This window comes from Pseudodesulfovibrio tunisiensis (assembly GCF_022809775.1).
Lineage (GTDB): Bacteria > Desulfobacterota > Desulfovibrionia > Desulfovibrionales > Desulfovibrionaceae > Pseudodesulfovibrio > Pseudodesulfovibrio tunisiensis.
Genome location: NZ_CP094380.1, coordinates 1,878,855 through 1,898,340 on the forward strand (window position 1 = coordinate 1,878,855; position 19,486 = coordinate 1,898,340).

Annotated in this window: 15 protein-coding genes, 3 tRNA genes and 1 pseudogene; 12 read left to right on the forward strand and 7 right to left on the reverse strand. The window is 55.9% G+C overall.

All coding sequences use genetic code 11. The features are described from left to right. Positions 1-61: 61 nt before the first annotated feature. From MPN23_RS09290 to MPN23_RS09315, 6 genes are all read right to left on the reverse strand, one after another. A tRNA-Glu gene (locus tag MPN23_RS09290) sits at positions 62-137 on the reverse strand. A gap of 54 nt (positions 138-191) precedes the next feature. Next, positions 192-269, reverse strand: a tRNA-Glu gene (locus MPN23_RS09295). Positions 270-276: 7 nt separating this feature from the next. Further along, positions 277-351, reverse strand: a tRNA-Gln gene (locus tag MPN23_RS09300). A 61-nt stretch (positions 352-412) separates the two neighbouring features. Continuing rightward, positions 413-763 carry a hypothetical protein gene (locus MPN23_RS09305; protein WP_243543933.1) on the reverse strand — a complete coding sequence of 117 codons (351 nt, stop codon included), beginning with the start codon at positions 761-763 and terminating at the stop codon, positions 413-415. Positions 764-798: 35 nt separating this feature from the next. Next, positions 799-1,287, reverse strand: a complete 489-nt coding sequence (locus MPN23_RS09310; protein WP_279388662.1) for a DciA family protein — start codon at positions 1,285-1,287, stop codon at positions 799-801. Between the two features lie 60 nt (positions 1,288-1,347). Continuing rightward, a complete protein-coding gene (locus tag MPN23_RS09315; RefSeq protein WP_243543935.1) occupies positions 1,348-2,508 on the reverse strand; it encodes a hypothetical protein in 1,161 nt (386 codons plus the stop codon). A 344-nt stretch (positions 2,509-2,852) separates the two neighbouring features. On the opposite strand from MPN23_RS09315, the pseudogene MPN23_RS17105 reads away from it, so the two are divergent. The 4 genes and pseudogenes from MPN23_RS17105 to MPN23_RS09340 form a co-directional block, all read left to right on the forward strand. Then, positions 2,853-3,617 (forward strand): annotated as a pseudogene (locus tag MPN23_RS17105) (ArsR/SmtB family transcription factor); the annotation flags it as partial. Further along, positions 3,613-3,765: a hypothetical protein gene (locus tag MPN23_RS17210; RefSeq protein ID WP_243547424.1), complete on the forward strand. Its 153-nt coding sequence runs from the start codon at positions 3,613-3,615 to the stop codon at positions 3,763-3,765. The pseudogene MPN23_RS17105 and the gene MPN23_RS17210, both read left to right, overlap by 5 nt. A gap of 123 nt (positions 3,766-3,888) precedes the next feature. Then, a complete protein-coding gene (gene ahcY / locus MPN23_RS09335; RefSeq protein ID WP_243543936.1) occupies positions 3,889-5,319 on the forward strand; it encodes an adenosylhomocysteinase in 1,431 nt (476 codons plus the stop codon). A gap of 435 nt (positions 5,320-5,754) precedes the next feature. After that, entirely contained in the window at positions 5,755-6,759 is a 1,005-nt protein-coding gene (locus MPN23_RS09340) for an NADase-type glycan-binding domain-containing protein (protein ID WP_243543937.1), read from the forward strand. Between the two features lie 10 nt (positions 6,760-6,769). On the opposite strand, the gene MPN23_RS09345 is transcribed toward MPN23_RS09340, so the two are convergent. Beyond that, positions 6,770-8,011 (reverse strand): molybdopterin molybdotransferase MoeA, encoded by a 1,242-nt coding sequence (locus tag MPN23_RS09345; protein ID WP_243543938.1) that lies wholly within the window; start codon positions 8,009-8,011, stop codon positions 6,770-6,772. 678 nt (positions 8,012-8,689) lie between these two features. Between MPN23_RS09345 and MPN23_RS09350 the strand changes: the two genes are divergently transcribed. From MPN23_RS09350 to MPN23_RS09385, 8 genes are all read left to right on the forward strand, one after another. Then, positions 8,690-10,849 (forward strand): hypothetical protein, encoded by a 2,160-nt coding sequence (locus MPN23_RS09350; protein WP_243543939.1) that lies wholly within the window; start codon positions 8,690-8,692, stop codon positions 10,847-10,849. A 66-nt stretch (positions 10,850-10,915) separates the two neighbouring features. Further along, on the forward strand, positions 10,916-12,907 hold the full coding sequence (locus MPN23_RS09355) for an STT3 domain-containing protein (RefSeq protein ID WP_243543940.1): 1,992 nt from the start codon (positions 10,916-10,918) through the stop codon (positions 12,905-12,907). Positions 12,908-13,350: 443 nt separating this feature from the next. Continuing rightward, the gene (locus tag MPN23_RS09360; protein ID WP_279388663.1) at positions 13,351-14,268 is read left to right on the forward strand and encodes a radical SAM/SPASM domain-containing protein; all 918 of its coding nucleotides are present in this window, start codon (positions 13,351-13,353) and stop codon (positions 14,266-14,268) included. A gap of 134 nt (positions 14,269-14,402) precedes the next feature. Continuing rightward, complete coding sequence (locus MPN23_RS09365; protein WP_243543942.1) at positions 14,403-16,133, forward strand: SDR family NAD(P)-dependent oxidoreductase; 1,731 nt, start codon at positions 14,403-14,405, stop codon at positions 16,131-16,133. Then, a complete protein-coding gene (locus MPN23_RS09370; protein ID WP_243543943.1) occupies positions 16,130-17,011 on the forward strand; it encodes a class I SAM-dependent methyltransferase in 882 nt (293 codons plus the stop codon). The genes MPN23_RS09365 and MPN23_RS09370 overlap by 4 nt, the downstream gene beginning before the upstream one ends. After that, positions 16,990-17,934 carry a glycosyltransferase family 2 protein gene (locus MPN23_RS09375; protein WP_243543944.1) on the forward strand — a complete coding sequence of 315 codons (945 nt, stop codon included), beginning with the start codon at positions 16,990-16,992 and terminating at the stop codon, positions 17,932-17,934. Before MPN23_RS09370 ends, MPN23_RS09375 begins: the two co-directional genes overlap by 22 nt. Beyond that, positions 17,906-18,298, forward strand: coding sequence for a GtrA family protein (locus MPN23_RS09380; RefSeq protein WP_243543945.1), 393 nt, complete (start codon positions 17,906-17,908; stop codon positions 18,296-18,298). The genes MPN23_RS09375 and MPN23_RS09380 overlap by 29 nt, the downstream gene beginning before the upstream one ends. Then, positions 18,295-19,479, forward strand: coding sequence for a radical SAM protein (locus MPN23_RS09385; protein WP_243543946.1), 1,185 nt, complete (start codon positions 18,295-18,297; stop codon positions 19,477-19,479). Before MPN23_RS09380 ends, MPN23_RS09385 begins: the two co-directional genes overlap by 4 nt. Positions 19,480-19,486 lie beyond the last annotated feature (7 nt).

The following is a 19,486-nucleotide window of genomic DNA, read 5'->3' on the forward strand; positions in this document are numbered from 1 at the left end:
GGGGGGGTAGCAAACAAAAAAAACGGGCTGCATCCTGCGATGCAGCCCGTTTTGATTTCCGTGGCGTCCCCAAGGGGGTTTGAACCCCTGTTGCCGGCGTGAGAGGCCGGAGTCCTGGACCACTAGACGATGGGGACCCGTATGTAAAAAAAAGGCAGCCGGTCTGGCTGGCTGCCTCTGAGAAATCAACCTGGCGTCCCCAAGGGGATTTGAACCCCTGTTAACGGCGTGAAAGGCCGTCGTCCTGGACCAGGCTAGACGATGGGGACATTTGGTTGGCTGGGCTGCAAGGACTCGAACCTTGATTAACGGAGCCAGAACCCGTCGTCCTGCCAATTGAACGACAGCCCAGCAGCGAGAGGAAGATTTATTGGACCTCGGTCCGAAAGTCAACCTCTTTTTTCAACTTTTTTTACACGGCGTTGGCGAGACGGCGAGTGCGCTTCTTCAGCTTGTTGATCTGACGGCGCACGCGATCCCGGGAAGCACGGTCCTCAGCCTCGCCCTTCTTGGCGCGCAGCTCACGAATCTGGCGCTTGATGGCGAAGATCTGATCCTTGTACATGGAAACCGAACCCTCTTCCTCGATGCCGAACAGTTCCTTGATGGCGGCGACCAGCTCTTCCTTGGACTTGGAAGAGGCGCCGGTGATCATGGGCAGCTTGGCCACGCACAGGGCGCGAAGCTCTTTGGCGGTCATCTTGTCGAGGGGCTTGGTCAGACCGAGCTCGTCAAAGGAAATTTCCTTAACTTCTTCACTCATGGTTTTTTCTCCTTACAGCACTCTCAGGCAAAAAATTATTCATCACTGAAGACCCGCTGGTACGCCCTGTAGCATTTTCCCACTGGCGAGTCGGGGTCCAGCTTGTCGCTTATCTTGCCCAAATTTTTAGGCTTTTGTGGTTTTGGAGAGCCAGTCACCGGCTTCGGCGATTTTTGCTCGTCCAAAGGAATTCTGCCGTTTAGCAGCTCGAATACCACTTTGTCAAAGACTTCCTGCCCCAAAAATTCATTGATCCGGTGCAGGATCATGGGGCCAAGAAACTGTGCTTCCTGCATGACCATGGGGTCCTCCGCAGCAAGAATGAGCTTCCTGCCCCGATGCCCGAGAGGTCGGGCCATGGCGGCCATTTCCCCCATGATCTCGTCCCAGGCGCGCCACAGCCGCACAAGCCGCATGCCTCCGGAAGTATCCTTTCGGGCAAGAAAACCGGACACGGCTCGGCCAACCCTGACGGGCCGCCCCACCCTTCCGGGTCGATCAAAGGAACGTCTGTATCGCGCCATGAGCCTCCCTGTATATTACATCATTCCGCGGGACAAGAAATTCATGAACGAAAGGCCGCCCTAGAAGGGACCTTCCCTCTTGCCCCAGCCCAATTCCCACAGGGTCAGCAGAAGACCCACGAGAGGGAAAACCACGGCTCCCACAAGATACTTGATATGCGCCATGTCGAACGGCCACTCCCCCACGGAAGCAAGGGATCGGTGAATTTCCAGAAGAGACTGAAGTTCGCCGACCTTTTGGGATTTGTCATCTTCAAAACGGCTGATGGCATTCTCGACCTTTTCCGCCCAAGCTTGAACTTGAGCATATTTCGCCTTCTGCATCATTATGTGCAAGGTATATTGCGGAAGAAAAAAGAATGTCAGGGAAAAGATCAGGAACACGGACAGACTGACCACAGTGCACGCGCTTCTGTCCACCATGCATACGCTTGCCGCCACCATGGTGAAAACAGCCCCGTTCACCAACGAAATTTGCGCCAGCAAACGCCCGACAGCCTTGATCCCGACAAAGGGGTGAGGAAACAGGTCCAATCTCAGATTTCCGAACCGACCCAACTCCCAAACCATGCGACAGGTCATGAACAGACAGCGCAACGTAGCCCCTCCCATGAACGAGGCCGCCAAGGTCAGCGCATAATAAAGAAACCGGCTCGAAGCGCCGGAGGGCATCAACCGACTTTCCGAAAAATACAGCAGCAGCCCAACGACAGCAGAAAGCATCATCCCCCATGCCACCATGCCCGAATCGGAAAAGATTCCGCGAATTCGCTTTTTACACCAGGCAAGGACACAGGTCTCGGAATCCAGAATCAACTCGCAAAACACCGGGACGTACTGCTCAAGCTTCTTGGAATACCAGACAATCAGCAATGCCTGCACGGAAGGCAGCAATGGCAGGACAACATTATATGGGAGTGAGGACGTGCTTTCGCCCGAAGTCCAGAAGAGGGTCATCCGCAACGCAAGCAGGACAAGACCAAGTACCCCCCAGACAACGATGTAGGAAACCCCGGCAAAACTCAGCCGCTCGGGGAACGGGGTGGTGATGTAGTCGTACTTCCCGTTGCTCATGACGACCTCCTTGACAAGCAAATACATACAGACTGACGCATTCACCTGTTTCGGAAAATCGCAGACAAGGGAAAATGGAGTCAACAAGGGCGGGAAAAAAATAAAGCCGGGACTGCCGTGCCTCGTACCTCTCAGGTAGGGCTTCAAGCGTACGCCCTGAACGGTCCCGGCAAAAGAAAAGTACGCCTGCCCAAACAGGTGGGCAAGAAAAAAATGAAGGGGAATGCATTTTTTTTCCCATTACATTTCATGTTGTTATGATGCATATCACCCATTCGGAAAATCATCCCGCAAACGAAGTTCACCAATTGGCGACAGGCCTTTCGGACAGCAGCCGACCAGACCGGAGACAACGCGGGGAAGACGCATTGTCCACCCCGCGAGTCGGAGAATATCGGATTATCATTCAACCGGACTTGACGAGACAAGCCGGTTTGGGCTAGTCATGGGCCATCCAGTATATCAAGATAAATTGATATAGAGGCGGATTCATGGAAATAATAAAATATTGCAAAGCCTTGGCAGATGAAACCCGAGCCAGGCTCGTCAATCTCCTGCTGCTCCACGAACTGAATGTCGGGGAAATCGTGCAGATAATGGATATGGGTCAGTCCAGAATATCCAGACATCTCAAGATACTGTCCGACTCCGGCCTCGTGGTGTTCCGGCGCGAGGGATTATGGGCGTTCTACCGGGCCAGCGAAAGCGGACCAGGCCGCGACTTTCTGGACGGCGTGACCGGACTGTTTCTGGACGAGGACATTTTCGTGCAGGACCTGAATCTGGCGGCGAAGATCATCCGGGAACGGACCGTGGAGACGCGCCAGTTCTTCGATGCCATTGCGCCGGAATGGGAACGACTCTCCCGCGAGGTCATGGGAGAGCTGGACCTGACCCGGGAAATCCGGGCGCGCATGAAGGACTGCGAATGTGCGGTGGATCTGGGCTGCGGGCCCGGCGATCTGCTCGAAGCCCTGTCCGGCAGCGCCACCACGGTCATCGGCGTGGACAACTCGTCCAGAATGCTGGAACTGGCCGAGGAACGGTTTTCCCGCGACACGGGCGTCAGCCTGCGCATCGGCGAACTCAGCCATCTCTCCGCTCCGCGACGAGGAAGCGGACTGCGTGGTCATGTCTCTGGTCCTGCACCATCTGGCCACGCCCATGGAGGCCATCCGCGAGGTGGCCCGCGTGCTGCGCAGCGACGGCCAATTGCTCATCGCGGAGTTCGATCGGCACGACAACGAAATCATGCGTAGCGAATACGGAGACAGGCGACTTGGCATTTCCAAGGCCAAGATGCTCAACTGGCTCGAACAGTCCGGGTTCAAACCCGGCAGAATCACGGAATTTCCGGTGAGCATGGACATGAACATCGTCCTGTATGAAGCCGAGAAGGAATAGCAGCCCGTTGAAAGGATGAAAGACACGGACGGTTCAGGAACGGCAGAAAGCAGCATAGCAGATTGCGGTTTCGGGACAGTCTGACAACGACCGAAATCAAACTCCCAAAAAATGGAGGAAGTCATGTCCAAAGAAGTCAAACCCGTTGATCCGGGCCTGGAATACAAGGTCGCGGACATCTCTCTGGCCGAATGGGGCCACATGGAGATGCAGCTTTCCGAACGCGAAATGCCCGGCCTCATGGCCCTGATCGAGAAGTACGGCGAGGAAAAGCCGCTCAAGGGCATGCGCATCACCGGTTCCCTGCACATGACCATCCAGACCGCCATGCTGATCAAGTGCCTGTACGAACTGGGCGCGGACATCCGCTGGGCGTCCTGCAACATTTTTTCCACTCAGGATCACGCCGCGGCCGCCATTGCCGAATCCGGCATGGCCAAGGTGTTTGCCTGGAAGGGCGAGACCCTGGAAGACTACTGGTGGTGCACGGAACAGGCCCTGACCTGGCCCGACGGCTCCGGCCCGCACATGATCGTTGACGATGGCGGCGACGCCACCCTGCTCGTGCATCAGGGCGTGAAGGTGGAAAAGGACCCGTCCCTTGCCGACAAGACCTTCGACGTGCCCGAGTTCCAGATCATCATGCACCGCCTTGCCGCCAGCGTGAAGGCCAATCCCTCCAAGTGGACCGGGATCGCCAAGTCCATCCGCGGCGTTTCCGAGGAAACCACCACCGGCGTGCATCGCCTCTACGAGATGCAGCGCTCCGGCGAACTGCTCTTCGCGGCCATCAACGTCAACGACTCGGTGACCAAGTCCAAGTTCGACAACCTCTACGGCTGCCGCGAGTCCCTGGCCGACGGCATCAAGCGCGCCACCGACGTCATGGTCGCGGGCAAGGTCGTGGTGGTCATCGGCTACGGCGATGTGGGCAAGGGCTGCGCCCAGTCCATGCGCGGCCTCGGCGCCCGCGTGATCGTGACCGAAATCGACCCCATCTGCGCGCTTCAGGCCGCCATGGAAGGCTATGAGGTCACCACCATGGAAGACGCCTGCCCGCGCGGCGACATCTTCGTCACCTGCACCGGCAACTATCACGTCATCACCGGTCAGCACATGGAAGTCATGAAGAACGAGGCCATTGTCTGCAACATCGGCCACTTCGATTCCGAAATCGAAATGTCCTATCTGGACAACAATCCCAAGTGCATCCGCAAGGAAGTCAAGCCGCAGGTGGACAAGTGGACCCTGGAATCCGGCCGTTCCATCATCGTGCTGGCTGAAGGCCGTCTCGTGAATCTGGGCTGCGCCACCGGCCACCCCAGCTTCGTGATGTCCAACTCCTTCACCAATCAGGTGCTCGCCCAGCTCGATCTCGCCAAGAACGACTACGAGCCCAAGGTCATGATCCTGCCCAAGAAGCTGGACGAAGAGGTCGCCCGACTGCACCTCGAACGCCTCGGCGTCAAAATCGACACCCTGACCAAAGAACAGGCCGACTACATCGGCGTGGACGTGAAAGGCCCGTTCAAGGCCGATCACTACCGCTACTAGGCCGCACTCACCGCACATCAAAAGGCCCTGCCCCAACCGGGACAGGGCCTTTTCCATTATATTATGCATATGCCTCCGGCGGCACGAGAAACTTTCGTGAAAGTTTCTCGTGGCTCTTCAAAGCATTTTGGTTCTGCGCCGCCTGAAAGGATGCAGGGAACTTGCCGATACCATATGGCGGCGCAGTTGACGCACAAACGCATCCACTTGCCTTTTTGAAAACAAGCACACCCCGTGACGAAACATGAACCCCGGGCCGGAGAATGCCTCGGCAGAGCATTCACCGGCCCGGGGTTCATGTTTCGTCACAGATGGGAATCCAAGGGGCCTTGCTCCTTGGCGGGTGCAGGGCAGCGCCCGGCCCTCCCCGGAGGGGTCGCCAAAGGCCCCACAAAACACGGGCCAACCGATCACGCGTCTGCTATGGAACACCACATGAACACATGCAACGCCTCTGTCCGCGACATTCCGGCCGCATTTCTGGCAATCATCCTGATCCTGTCGTGGGCATTGCCCGCGTCCGCACTGGACGTGACCATCAAGGTCTCCGACTACAAGGTGGACCTGCTGAACACGTATTCCGCGGACAAACTCATGGACAACGACACATCCACGGCATGGGCCGGGGGCGGACTTGGCGTAGGCCCGGGCAAATGGATCGAGCTGATTTTTCCGGCCCCGGTACGCGTGGCGGAAATCGGCATTTTCAACGGCCATGAGGGGCCAGGCAGATTCGAGGAATTCCGGCGCATCAAGGCCGGACGCATCAGGTACCCGGACGGCACCACGCACCCGTTCGTGCTGTGGGACAAACCCGGGGAACAACGCATCACGTGCCGAGCCGAACCAGTGGAGAAGCTGCGCATCGAAATCACGGAAGTCTACCCTGACGAGGTCATTCTGGGCAAAATCAAGGTCGCGGTTTCGGAACTGAAGCTGTATGTGGCTGCCAACAGCAATGCCGCGCCAATAAAAACGGTAATTGCGCCGCCAACCGAAATGCCGGACGCCACGAAATCGGTTGAACCGCAACAGACCGCATCGGAGCCGTCACTGCCTGCGGACGTGATCGGCCTGCTCGACCGCTTCTATGCCTTGCGGGCCACGCTGAACGATGATCTGGACCAGTTGTTTGCCCCGCAAGTCTACGACAAGTACCTGCTCAATTTCTTCTATTTTCAGGAAATACAGAGACAGCGCGGCCTGTACGACAAACTGCGGGCAGCCGACGTCGACACCGGCGAACTCAGATTCGATCTGGTCGAGGATCAGGGAGAAGTCCTGAAAATCCGGGCATCCGGCCCGTATTACCTGACCATCGACGGCAAGGAATGGACCGTGCAGGAAGAACGGGACATCGAAGTGAAAAGGCAGGACGACAGATGGCTGGTCCTGAAATTCGAGGCCCCGGAAAAAGCACAGGAAACTTCGCTTCCGTAGGCAGTTCGGATCAAAGCAGCCAGACAGACACCGTCGCGTCCCGATACAGTCCTTCGGCTTCTGCCGGAATCACGGCCAGACCGTGCGCCTGAATCATGGTCCGCAACAGGCCGGACTTGCCCAGCACGGGGTGCGCAAGCAGGGAACCGTCCGTTTGTTTTTCCAGACGGATGCGAATGTAATCCTCACGCCCGGGCTTGGAGGCGACGTTCCGGGCCAGACGTGCGGAAACGGTTGGCCGCAGCGACGAATCAAAGGCGCGCACATCTCCCTGCAAATGTCGCAGCAGAGGAAGAACCAGCACGTGCATCACCACGAGCGCGGACGTAACCTGCCCGGGCAGTCCGATCACGGGCTTGCCCTTTACACGCCCGAGTATGGTGGGTTTGCCCGGTGAAAGCGCCACGCCGTGCGCCAGAATTTCGGACTCGGGCAGGGACTCGATGGCCTGCACCGTCAGGTCGCGCACACCAATGGAACTGCCGCCCGAAAGCAGAACCACGTCATTTTCCGAAAGCGCCTTCGCCAATGCGGACCGCAGACTTTCCAGCTCGTCACGAATGATGCCGTAGGGTTTCGGCAGCGCACCAGCCCCGACGGCAAGCGCGGCAAGGGTATGGGAGTTCACATCCCGCACCTGTCCGGGCCGCGGGGTCTGTTCCAGAGGAATGAGCTCGTCGCCCGTGGACAGAATGCCGACCCGAGGCCGCGCTCCCACGTCCAGAAAAGCGAATCCCAAGGCAGCGGCAAGCCCGATTTCCTGAGGCCGAAGCATGGCTCCCGACTTCAGGACAGGAGCACCGTCAACCGCGTCTTCACCTCGGCGCATCACGTTCTCCCCCGGTGCCACACTCTTGCGAATCTCGATGGTTGTCCCGTCCATCTCTCCGGTATGTTCCACCATGACCACACCATCCGCGCCCGGCGGCAGGAGCCCGCCCGTGGTGATCCTGACGCATTCGCCCGGATTCAGGGGGACTTCGGGCTGCTGATCGATGGAAAGCGCGCCCACGCATTCCAGATAGCCCGGATTGCCTTCGGTCGCCCCGAACACGTCGCGCGCATTCACGGCAATCCCGTCCATGCAGGAGCGATCCTCGAGAGGCCAGTCATGAGCGGCAATCAGGTCCACTCCGAGCACTCGCCCGGCAGCCTGCGCCAAGGGAACGGTTTCCACGGAAAGCAAAGGGAACGCGGCAAGCCGCTGCTCGAACTCCTGACGACTGATGATGGTGAAAAAGCCATGCGACATGGGGCGAAAGCTACATGACCCCGCAACTCCGGGCAAGGGAAAGGAACTAGGTGCGAAACGGCACCGCTGGAGACTCCGCCCCCCCCCCAAATACGGCCCCCGCCCTTCCGGCAGGAACTCAACATGTTTTCAACAGAAAACAACCTTTATTCACAAGACAACGCGTTAGTATGATGTGATTATAATATCTTCATACAAAAAGATCGTTCATGGCGCTCAGCGTTTTTCCCAATTCCCCCCTTTTCAAGGTCTAAAATACTGCCGGTTTATTCCATTTGATCCATTTTTCCATTCACTAAAAAACGCACACCTGCGTTCCTATTACGCTGAATCATATGTGTTATCTTTCATTTGTCAGCAGAATACCACAACCTTCCGATTTAAAAGAAATAATGATTATCACAATCATTCGTACAAATTGAAACATACGACCTATCTACTTTTTCAACATCCTGTTTCCACAGTCATTGTTGAAATTGAACATCGTAATCGCTTGTTATTAAAGTATATAATAGATTATAATGCGAAAAACACCCTCAAAACGCATAACGTTATTGACACCTGGCGCCTAAAAATCAATACAGGCTACTATGGACTAGGTGATCCGCTTTTTTTTAACCGGAAATCAGCACCCCGCTGATTCTCAACTGGCAGGTCATGCAAAACTGAGGAGGATTCATGACTAAACTGAAGCATCCAACACTAATCCCGATCGTGCTCGCCGCACTCCTTGGGCTCAGCCTGATCATTGCAGGTTGCGGCGGCGGTGGCGGCGGCTCTTCTTCTTCCACAGCTGGAGGAGGTGTGGGCAAGTCCCCGGTTTCCGGAGCCAGCGTCTATGCCCGTCTTGCTGACGGCTCGTGGACCTCGGCAATCGGAACCACAGGAACCACCGGAGCCATCACCTTCACCGGCCTGAGCTCCCTTTCCGCATCCGATTACCCGGCGGTTCTCAAAGCCACCGGCGGTACCCTGAACAGCGGCAATGGTGCAGCCTTCACCGGCGAACTTCGCGGCATTCTCGAATCCTCCACAAGTCAGGTATATCTCACTCCCGCAAGCACCATGGTCGCCGCCCTGTATGATCAGGGCATCACCCTGGCAGATGCTCAGACCCAGGTTCGCGCCATCGTGCAGAACCTGCTCGGATACACTTCCGTTGATCCGCTCGGCAACTTCCTTGCCAGCACGGCAGCGACCCAGCAGAATGAAGTGGCCCAGCAGGCGCTGCTCTTCGTTCTGGGTATCTCCGACGCGGAAACCAACTCCGGCACCATGGACAATCTGCTGACCAAATTGCAATCCACGGCAACCCAACTGGCAACGGGATCCTCCTTCTCCACCATCGCCCAGGCCGAATCCGGCTATGACGGCACCACCTCCCTCGCCACCTATATTTCCAACAACAGCGCCGTCATCAATCAGATTGCAGCAGATGCCCTGGGAACCACAACCGCCAGCATGACGATTCCGACCGTGGATACCACCACGGTGTTCCCGGACAAATTCGTGGTAAACACAACGACATCGGACCCGGGCGCGACCCGTTCCGCCGCGACTCTGGGCGCGGATACGTCCAGCTCGTTCACGGTTGACGGCAACGCCGGCTCCACAACCTACATCAAGGTCGGTCTGACCTCGACCTCCCCGACCGGATGGGACACCACTGCACACTCGCAGTTTACCCTGACGACCGCGCCTTCCGTGGGCACGTTGACTCTGCAGGACGGGACTTCCGTCAGTGCAGGTTCCACGTTCAATGCGGCCAATGCAGCCCTCGACGACGGTATTTCGAACGCCATGGTGTTCAAATATGTAGTCGATGCCAGCACTACAGCCCAAACCGTGACCATCAAGGTGACGGCTTCCGGCGTATCCACCGGTGCAACCGTGGCGCGCACCCTGACCATCAACATCGTGGACGCCTCCACCACCGTGGCCGCCTCCTCGCTGACCTGGTCGGGCTCCGCCGTAATCAAGCAGCTGACCGATGCATCCGGAACCGGGACAAGCCTGTCCTCCGGCTCCACCGGCAGCATCGCCACCAACGACTATCAGGCGACCGTCGCCATTCTGGGCAGCAAGACCGCCACCCAGGCCAACGGCAAGTACAAGATGAGCTTCCTGGCCCCGGACGGCTTCAAGTTCGTGGTCGGTAGCACCAACTGGGACAACTATGATCAGGCGACTCTGGTCGACGCGGGCAGCGGTACCTTCACTGCGACCGTGCCGACAACCGTTACCCTGGTCACCACGGCGGCCAAACCGTTCGGTGCGTACAACTTCACAGCGCGGCTGATCGACAAGGACGACGATTCCATTGAACGTACAACCGGCGACGCGGTCTACTTCGTGCGCTCCGGCACCACGGGTTGGCCTGCAAAGATCGACACCGTCCGCTTCAACAACGGCGGCGGCGCGACTTCCAGCGTGTCCCTGGCCGTGAACGGCAGCGACGAGATTGCCTTCGCGTCCCAGGCCGATTTCACCGGTCGCGTGCTGACCTGGTCCGACGTTGCCAATGAGACCACGACCGGCCCCACGTCCCTGTCGGGCACCTGGTACCTGATCGCCGGCCCGATGCCTTCCAGCGGAGATTATGGTTTCGGCAACAGCACGGGCGGCACCATGTATGCCAACTACGATGCGTCGACCAACTCGGTTGCCACGTACTCGCAGCCCACCATTACCGTGGACATGGCCAGCAAGTACTTCACCCCGAACTATGGTACGGGCAAGAGCAACCAGGATACCATCACCCTCAAGTACAGCGATTCCACCAACGGCTTCAGCGTTGAATCCAGCGGTGGTGTGACCCTGACTTCGACGGCTCCGTAACCTCGCAACCAACATCCAACCAGGAGGGGGCACCGCCGGTGCCCCCTCTGTCTTGAAAGGGTTGCCATGGCACGCAAGGAAATCCGATTCTTCTGTCTCGTCCTCGCCCTCGCCCTCTGCTATCAATGCTTCCTGTACTGGCCCTCGACTTCGGCCTACCTTGCCACCCCGGAAGCGCATTGGCAGGGGCAGCCCCTGCTCACCACGCCGGATGGCTATCTCTTCCTTCGCCATGCCCAAGCCTATGTTTCCGGCATATTTTCCCCGGACGATTTTCTACGCCCCTATGCGGCTAGCGCCCAGCTTCCCTTGATCTCGTCCTTGGCCGGGCATTTGTCCCAATGGTCTAACATCCCTTTGGAATCCACGGCCTTCTACCTCCCACCAATACTGGCAGCCCTCATGGTGTTCGTCTGCCTCGGCATGGGCATAATCTTGGGCTCGTGGAGACTCGGCCTGCTGACATTCTGCTTTGCCGCAGCCTCGCCCATGTGGTTCTACCGAACATACCCCGGCAATTTCGACACGGACGGTCTGAATCAGGTGTTGTTCTGGAGTGGCCTTGTGTGGGGCTATCTCATGCTTCGGGGCAGCAAAGCGCAACGCGGCGCATGCCTCGCACTCTGGATTGTCACGAACGTACTTCTCATTGCATGGTGGCCACAGGCCGGATTGCCCTTTGCCCTGCTGAATGCATGCTTCGTCTTCACCGGTCTTGCTCTGGAAAAGGGCTGGCTGCGGCATCGCGCCTTCTGGCTGGCTGCAGCTATCGGTACAGGTCTTGGCGCTACAGCCCTCAGCTTCCCCCATGTCCTTCCAAATCCCATCGACACCGGGCTCATCCACTTCATCCAACACATCAAACTGATCCTCGGCTCAAGCCAGCACACCTTTCTGGCCGCAGGGAAAAGCGTCAGCGAACTCGGCACATTGTCTTTTTTCGATGCAATCAAGGAGACTTCCGGAAGCATGCTTCTTTTTGTCGCGGCAATCGGTGGCGGCATTCATGCATGGCGACATTCCCGGGCAAGTCGATACTACCTCCTCCCCGGACTGTTCTTTTTTCTGGTCTCGTTTGCTGGAGGAAGTCGATTTCTCATGTTCTGCGCTCCGGCAGTCGGGTTGGGTGGGGCTTGGCTTCTGATTCGAACTCTTCCGCAAGCGTACGTGGAAAAGGAAGATGCAAAAATCCTCACGACGATTCTGGGTGGACTGCTTCTGATCCAGATTGCAATTCCCCTTGTCCAATATGAAATCAACAACACAAATGATGCATGGACCGCCGGACTGGCAGAGGCCTACAAGCGAAGGAGCCCGGAAGAGGCGCAAACATGGAACTGGTGGGGGCCGGGATATTTCCTTCAGCATTTTGCCAACAGAAAGACCTTCATCGATGGAGGATCGCAAACCAATGAACGCGCCTTCATCGCTGCGGTCCCGTATGCGGCAAGCAGTCCGGAATTGGCCAGAAACTGGATAAAGTTCTTCACTCGCCACCCGAACGGAATCTCCAATGTCACTCACCTGCTCAAGGACAGAAACCGGGCCGTGGAATTCCTGATCAGTGCACTCCGGCAACCCTACCGGCTGGACGACTTCATCCACGAATTCAACGCACCTCGGAACGTGGACTGGAAATCCTACCTTTTTCCTGAAAGCACAGCCTATCTGGTGGCGCTGAACAGCATGCTCTACCACGGCACATGGCTGCCCATGGGCAAATGGACGCCGAAAAATCCGACCAGCTACGAAACCACCACGTTCGCCTACCAGAGGGCGTTGATCAACAGGGACACGGGCACCATCCAATTGCCGGAAAAAACCGTCCGGTATTCGCGGCTCTACTTCATCACGCCCACAACGTTGAGTCACGACCCGAGCCATCAGCAGGGACCCGCCGCCATACTCATGCAAGGCGTTCCCTTCGTGTTCATGATTCCGCAAAAATATTTCAACGTGCTGGCTTTCCGGCTGCTTTTCATCTCGCCGGACAGCGTCCCCGGATTCACGCCCATCGCCTATCATCCCTATGTGGGGGGAGTATGGCGGGTGGAATAGCTTTTCGCCGTGAAGCAGCCTCCATGTCACCATCCCTTGCAGCGGGCACCTTCTTCCGGATCATTCACAGGAAACGCATGCACATGAAACAGAACAGGAGCCGTTTCTCTTTTCTTTCGAGTTGTAAAAAAAATGATAGTGTGCTTAATATGAATAGGTATTGAACCTTTTGCCGTACTTTTTGTTGAAAAGATCAATGATAACAAAGTTTTGTCATTAAATATACACGTCATCCCGCATGCTTCGCACTCACGCAGTCCGGAGAATGAGGTTGTCTGCATGAAACGGATATGAACCGGTGCAACAGCAAAAAAGAGGCTACAAGACAAGATTATCATTTATCATGATACAGCTCCCATGACATGGTGATCATGCTCCACATAGAAACGTTCAACTCGCGTTCAGCCTCCAAATCATGATTATGTGCAAATGGAATCGACTTCATGCGTAAAGAGACTGTGAAAAAGCCGCCATGGCCTTACAACATCGAATTGACGAACAAGTGTCCATTCTCATGCATCATGTGCCCGCGCGAAAAGTCCATGACAAGACCTGCGGAAGACATGAAATGGGATGTATACACGAAACTCATTGATGAATTCCATTCTCTGCATGACGGTGCGAAACTGATGGGGAAGAAACTGCTGCGCCTGCATGGAATGGGAGAATCACTGGTCCATCCTCTTTTCGATGAAATGATTCGCTACGCGGCAGACAGAGGATTCAAGGTCGCCATATCCTGCAACCCCCTGCTCCTGACCGACACGGTCGCCGACAGACTTCTCGACAGCGGGTTGCACACCCTTTTCTTCTCTCTGGACGGGCATGACGATGCCTCGTTCGCCCGAATCCGTGGCGTGAACAATGCCTATGATCGTTCCGTGCGACGGCTTGAACGCTTTCTGGAAAAACGCGCTTCATCCGGGGCCATCGAACGACTGGAACTGTCCATGATCGATTTTGAAAGGAATCGGGACAGCATCCGATCCATTGAAAGGTATTGGTCGAATCATCCCCTGATAGATCGATTCAGAAAAAAGATTTTCGTCAATTGGGCGGGGCTTGACGATGGGGTGAATGCCCTGATTGACGAGGAGGCGTCCACGAGTGCGACCAGGTTGGCGAACAACAAGGGCGGCTGTGTGGAGCCTTGGGCTCAGCTTTCCATACTTGTGGATGGCGAAGCGGTTCCCTGCTGTTTTGATTACGACGGAAAATATCCCCTGGGAAACATACTTGAAGAAGGCGTGATGGGTGTTTGGAACGGCAAGGCCATGCAGGCATTGCGGCAGGAATTTCTTCAAAGGGAAATAACCAATCCCTTGTGTCGAAAATGTCTTTTTCGCCCCGAGGCGTCATAGGGAGAAAAGGGGGCCGCATTGATACCAGCACAATGACGTTGTCTTCCACCACTGAAAGAATTTTGCCCGTACGCAGGAAGCCTGCACATTCGAGACTGAACAACTGAAACGTCGTCATCCTGAAAGAGAGGCTCATGAAAATGGAATTTGCAGTTGATCTGCCCAACATCATCGGCACGGGAGAAATTGCCGTTACCGGAGCCTCGGGATTTGTCGGCCGCCATCTCTGCAACCGACTGATCGAACTTGGCGTGAAACCCAAGGCGATCGTCCGGCGTGACGATGAAGATCTGCGCAGCTCAGGCGCCGACATCTGCGTTGTCGACTTTCAGGATCCGAAGGATTTGTCGAAAGCGCTGGGCGATGCCAGCCACGTGATCCATTGTGCGGCAAACGCCATGTTCGGCAATGGTCCCCAGTACGAACGGGACAACGTTGAAACAACGCGAACGCTTCTCAAGGCGCTTTCCCGGAAGACACGACACCTTGTCTTCCTCTCCACCATTGGCGCAATCGACCGTTGCGCGACCGACGACTGTTCAGCCCCTCTCCAGGAGGAATCGCCTGCCTGCCCCACCTCCGACTACGGACGGTCAAAGCTCCGCTGCGAATCCATGGTCAAGGAATCCGGCATCCCGTACACGATCATCCGCCCAACCATGGTTGTCGGCAGCGACATGCGCGCCGACAGTCATTTTTCCGTGTTTGCGGGCATGGCTCTACGCAAGTCATTCTTCGCCCGTTTCTGCTGGCCCGGCGCCATGTCGGTCATCCATGTCGACGATCTGGTGGATGCCATCATCCACTCTGCCATTGAAGAAGACACTCTCGGCCAGACCTGCTTCTGTGCCGGGGAGGACATGAAAATAGGCGAGTACCTGAAGCGGGTGAATCCCAAAAGCGCATCCATCGGGCTGCAATGGGCCACGACCGTGTTCGGTCCCCTTGTCAAACGCCTTCCCTTTCAACTCAAGGCCCTGTTCCTTCCGGCCTTGACTGCGTCGGACGACCGACTTCGCGCAACGGGCTGGGCTCCGCAAAAAACCGCCTGGGAAGCCCTTCAGGGCGTGGTTGAACGGGAAAGGCTGCGGAAAGACCCATTTCTCGACCCCGGCGGGCTGACCGTCGTGACCGGCGCGGCCTCCGGCCTCGGCAGAGCCTTTGCCGAGAAACTCGCTCCGCTCAGACAATCGATACTGCTGGTCGACAGAGACCCTGCCGGACTTGCGGAAGTGACTGCGGCCTTTCCCCACTGCCGGACTTGCACGCTGGATCTCACGAACGAAAAGGAACTGGAGCATTTCCTCGATGACACCTTGCAGCATGATGCCATAACCGAACTCTATGCCTGCGCCGGGATAGGGGCGAGAGGCACCGTGCAGCAACTGGACCTCGGAATTCAGAAAAAGATATTTGAAATAAACCTGCTGAGCAGAGTTGCCATGGGCAAGGCCTGCGCAAAACGGATGACAAGACGGCACTTCGGCAGAATCGTCTTTGTCAGTTCGTCTTCGGCATTTCAACCGCTCCCGTACATGGCAGCCTATGCCTCCTCCAATAGCGCCCTGCTCTCTCTGGGCGAAGCCTGGGGGGCAGAATTGCGCCGTTCCGGGGTTCACATGCTCACCATCTGCCCGGGCGGCATGAAAACCAATTTTCAGAAATCCGCCGGGGTCAAGGAATTGGAAGGCGAAAAACTGATGCTGCCGGAAGAAGTTGTCCGACAGACCATGAACGCATTGAAAGGACAAGGCCTGACCGCCATCGTATCTGTCAGATCAAAGGCAATGGCATTGCTGGCGCGCCTGTTGCCGCGTGAAATTTCAGTGCGACTCTGGATGCGTCTGATGGGGAAAATGCGATGAACCAAAGCTGTTTCATTTGCGGGGCAGCCATGGCAACCGGGCGCACCCCTCACTATCTGCGCTGTTCATCCTGCGGACATGAAGTCCTGTCGGACGGCCAGCAACAGGGCTTCATCGTGAACGATCCAGTTACCTATGAGGACACGAACAAACGCACCGGTCTGGATCGGTTCAAAAGATCCGTTCTCAAGCAGGTGGCAAAAGGACATGAGATCACGCTTGCGGACATCGGGTCAGCCACGGGACGCTTTCTCTTCCAGAACAAGGACATCATCGAAGAAGGTTGGGGAGTCGAAGTCACCCCGGAAGCGCTCGAATTTTCACGAAAAACGCTGGGCCTGAATGTCGTGGAAAATGCAAAAGAGCTTCCACCCAATCTTTCCGTGGTAACCGCGTGGCATTCTCTGGAACACATCCCGGAAAGGGAACTGCTTTCCGTCATTGAGAATGTGGCATCCAAATTGAAACAGGATGGGCACTTCATCATCTCCGTTCCCAATGCGGATTCAAATCAGTACCAGTGGTATGGGACATCGTATGCGTATTACGACATGCCAAACCACCTGCATCAATTCACCAACACCTCTCTTGATCTGATCATGGGAAATGCCGGATTTCAGCGCACCGGCAACATATCATCCTCTCAATACAACCATTTCGGGCACATACAGAGCATCCTCAATGTTTTAACGAATTCACACAACTACCTCTACTATCAACTCAAACGCAAGCAAGGAAGTCGAAACCTCTTTCTGGACGCTGCCAACCTCCTCTTCCTCCCCGTTGCATTGTGCATAGGAACCCTCCTTACGGCATTTGATTTACTCAAACCACAAAAGCAAGGAGTCATAACGGCATGCTACCAACACACCACCTGATCAGCATTGTTGTTCCTGTTTTCAACGAGGAAGAATCGATTCAGGAAACCATCAAACGTCTGCTTGCGTTGCGCGGCTCATTCGACAACGAGGCCAACATCGAACTCATTTTCATAGACGATGGGTCCAATGACAGTTCCCTTCGCCTGCTGCGGGACGCAGCAACCCGGGAACAATGCATCAAGATCATTTCCTTCAGCCGCAACTTCGGCCATCAGATCGCCATCACCGCAGGCATAGACGCGGCGCAGGGGGATTATGTCGCGGTCATAGACGCGGACCTTCAGGACCCGCCCGAACTGATTCGGGACATGTATTCCCTGGCTCTTGCCGGGTATGATGTTGTTTACGGCAAACGACGTACCCGGGCAGGGGAAACCATGTTCAAGAAGCTCACGGCAACGGCCTTCTACCGTATCCTGAGTTACATGTGCGAAATCCCCATCCCCACGGATACCGGAGATTTCAGACTGATGTCGCGGCGCGCGGTCAACGCATTGAGCGAATTGCGCGAACGCCACCGTTTCGTGCGCGGCATGGTTCCCTGGGTGGGATTCCCCACAGCTCCGCTGGAATACGACCGCGAGGAACGCTTTGCCGGAACGAGCAAGTATCCGCTCAGGAAAATGCTGGCATTCGCAACAAACGGCATCCTGTCCTTTTCCCGCAAGCCACTTGCCGTGGCTTCCAGACTCGGTTTTCTCGTGCTCTTCTCAGGACTGCTGCTCGGCCTGTACATGCTTGGCCTCAAACTGTTCACGGACATTCCCGTTGCAGGTCTGACCGTGATCCTGTTGACCATCATCATGTTCAGCGGAATGCAGATCATCCTGATCGGGGTGGTCGGCGAATACATTGCCAGAATCTTTGAAGAGGTGAAAGGACGTCCCCTCTATGTTGTTGCGGAAAAGGTCAATTTTTAACGCACCAATCAGATATACCATAGTCGTCATCATAGGATTCTGTGTCGACTTCAGCATCTACTCGGGCCTCGTATGGGGTGGACTCTCCATCTATGTGGCGAATGTCATTGGTTTTACTGCCGGAGCAATGATAAATGTCTGGTTGATCAGGCGTTTCGTCTTCCCTGATGTCCGGTTCAAGTTGATGCAGGATATCGGCCTGACCCTGATCAGCAACGGATTCATGCTTCTTGTGGGATTGCTGCTGCTCTATCTTTTTGCCGAGCTGATGGGGATCGATGCGTATCTGGCCAAGATACTGGCAAATGGAACCACGTTCGTATTGAACTACCTGACTCGGGCCACTCTCTTCAGGAGCAAATGAGTATGTTTTCAAGCTTGTCTCGAATAACACTGGCCAAAGCTGCAATATTCAAGAATGCCCCGGTGTACATACAATTCTATGTCACTTCGCGCTGCAATCTCGAATGCGAACAATGCAACATCATTTTTGCCAACTCCGATGTCAGAGAGTGCACCATAGATGAAATTGAACGCATTGCAGACAACTTTGCCGAAATGAAAGTTGCCATAGTTCTGCTGACAGGTGGTGAACCCTTTGTACGAAAAGACCTGCCACAGATAATTCACGCCTTCGAATCCCGAGGCATCCACGTCCGAATGCAAACAAACGGCTTTGCCAGCGAGGAACAGATCGTCAGAGCGATCGAAGCCGGCGGCAAGGACATTTCCATCTCTCTCGACTCACTCCATCCAGACCGACAGGCAATCATCAATGGCAAGGTGGAGAATTCCTGGAATCGCGCGTTGCGCGCCATGGCCATTTTCATGCGCCATCTCCCCAGGGAGGGAAGTTTCGCATCGCTCGGATGCGTACTGCAACCTCAAAACATGGCGGACATCGAGGATGTCATTCGTTTCGGTACCGCAGCCTCCTGGTTCACTTCTCTGGTTCCCGTCCATGTCTCGGACAATGCAGCTCCCCGCGGTTTCCGGTCCTTCGATCAAACGCTGCAATTTCGCGAAACCGAATATGCAACCGTAGACGCAATCATCGAGCGCGTTCGCCGCATGCGTACAGAGGGATACCTTCTCTACGACAGCGACCAGTATCTTGATGACATCAAACGATTCGTCAGAAACGAAAAGACGACCTGGCGCAGCCACAATCACGACGTCTGCGACTCCCCAAATCTGTATTTTGCATTGCTGCCCAATGGAGAATTCGCTCCCTGCTGCGACCACCGTATGGAGAAGAGCTACCCCGCATATGCTCCCGAATTCCCTTCGCAGTACAAACAACGGCAATTCCGCGAGGAAGTGGCGCGCATCACCTCGGCCTGTAGTGGCTGCATGTATGGAAGCTATCCGGAAATGACTGTTTCCATGCGCTTTCTCGCTGCGAAGATTCAAAGGGTAAAGACCTTCATCACCTCCCCTCCGGACAAGAACTGGCCCCTGAGCTACGAGGAACTCCTGGAACTGGCTGAAAGCATTCGCAGTGAAAGGCGGGAACGTCCCCAAAGTCGAAGAAATGACGGGTAACAATCGA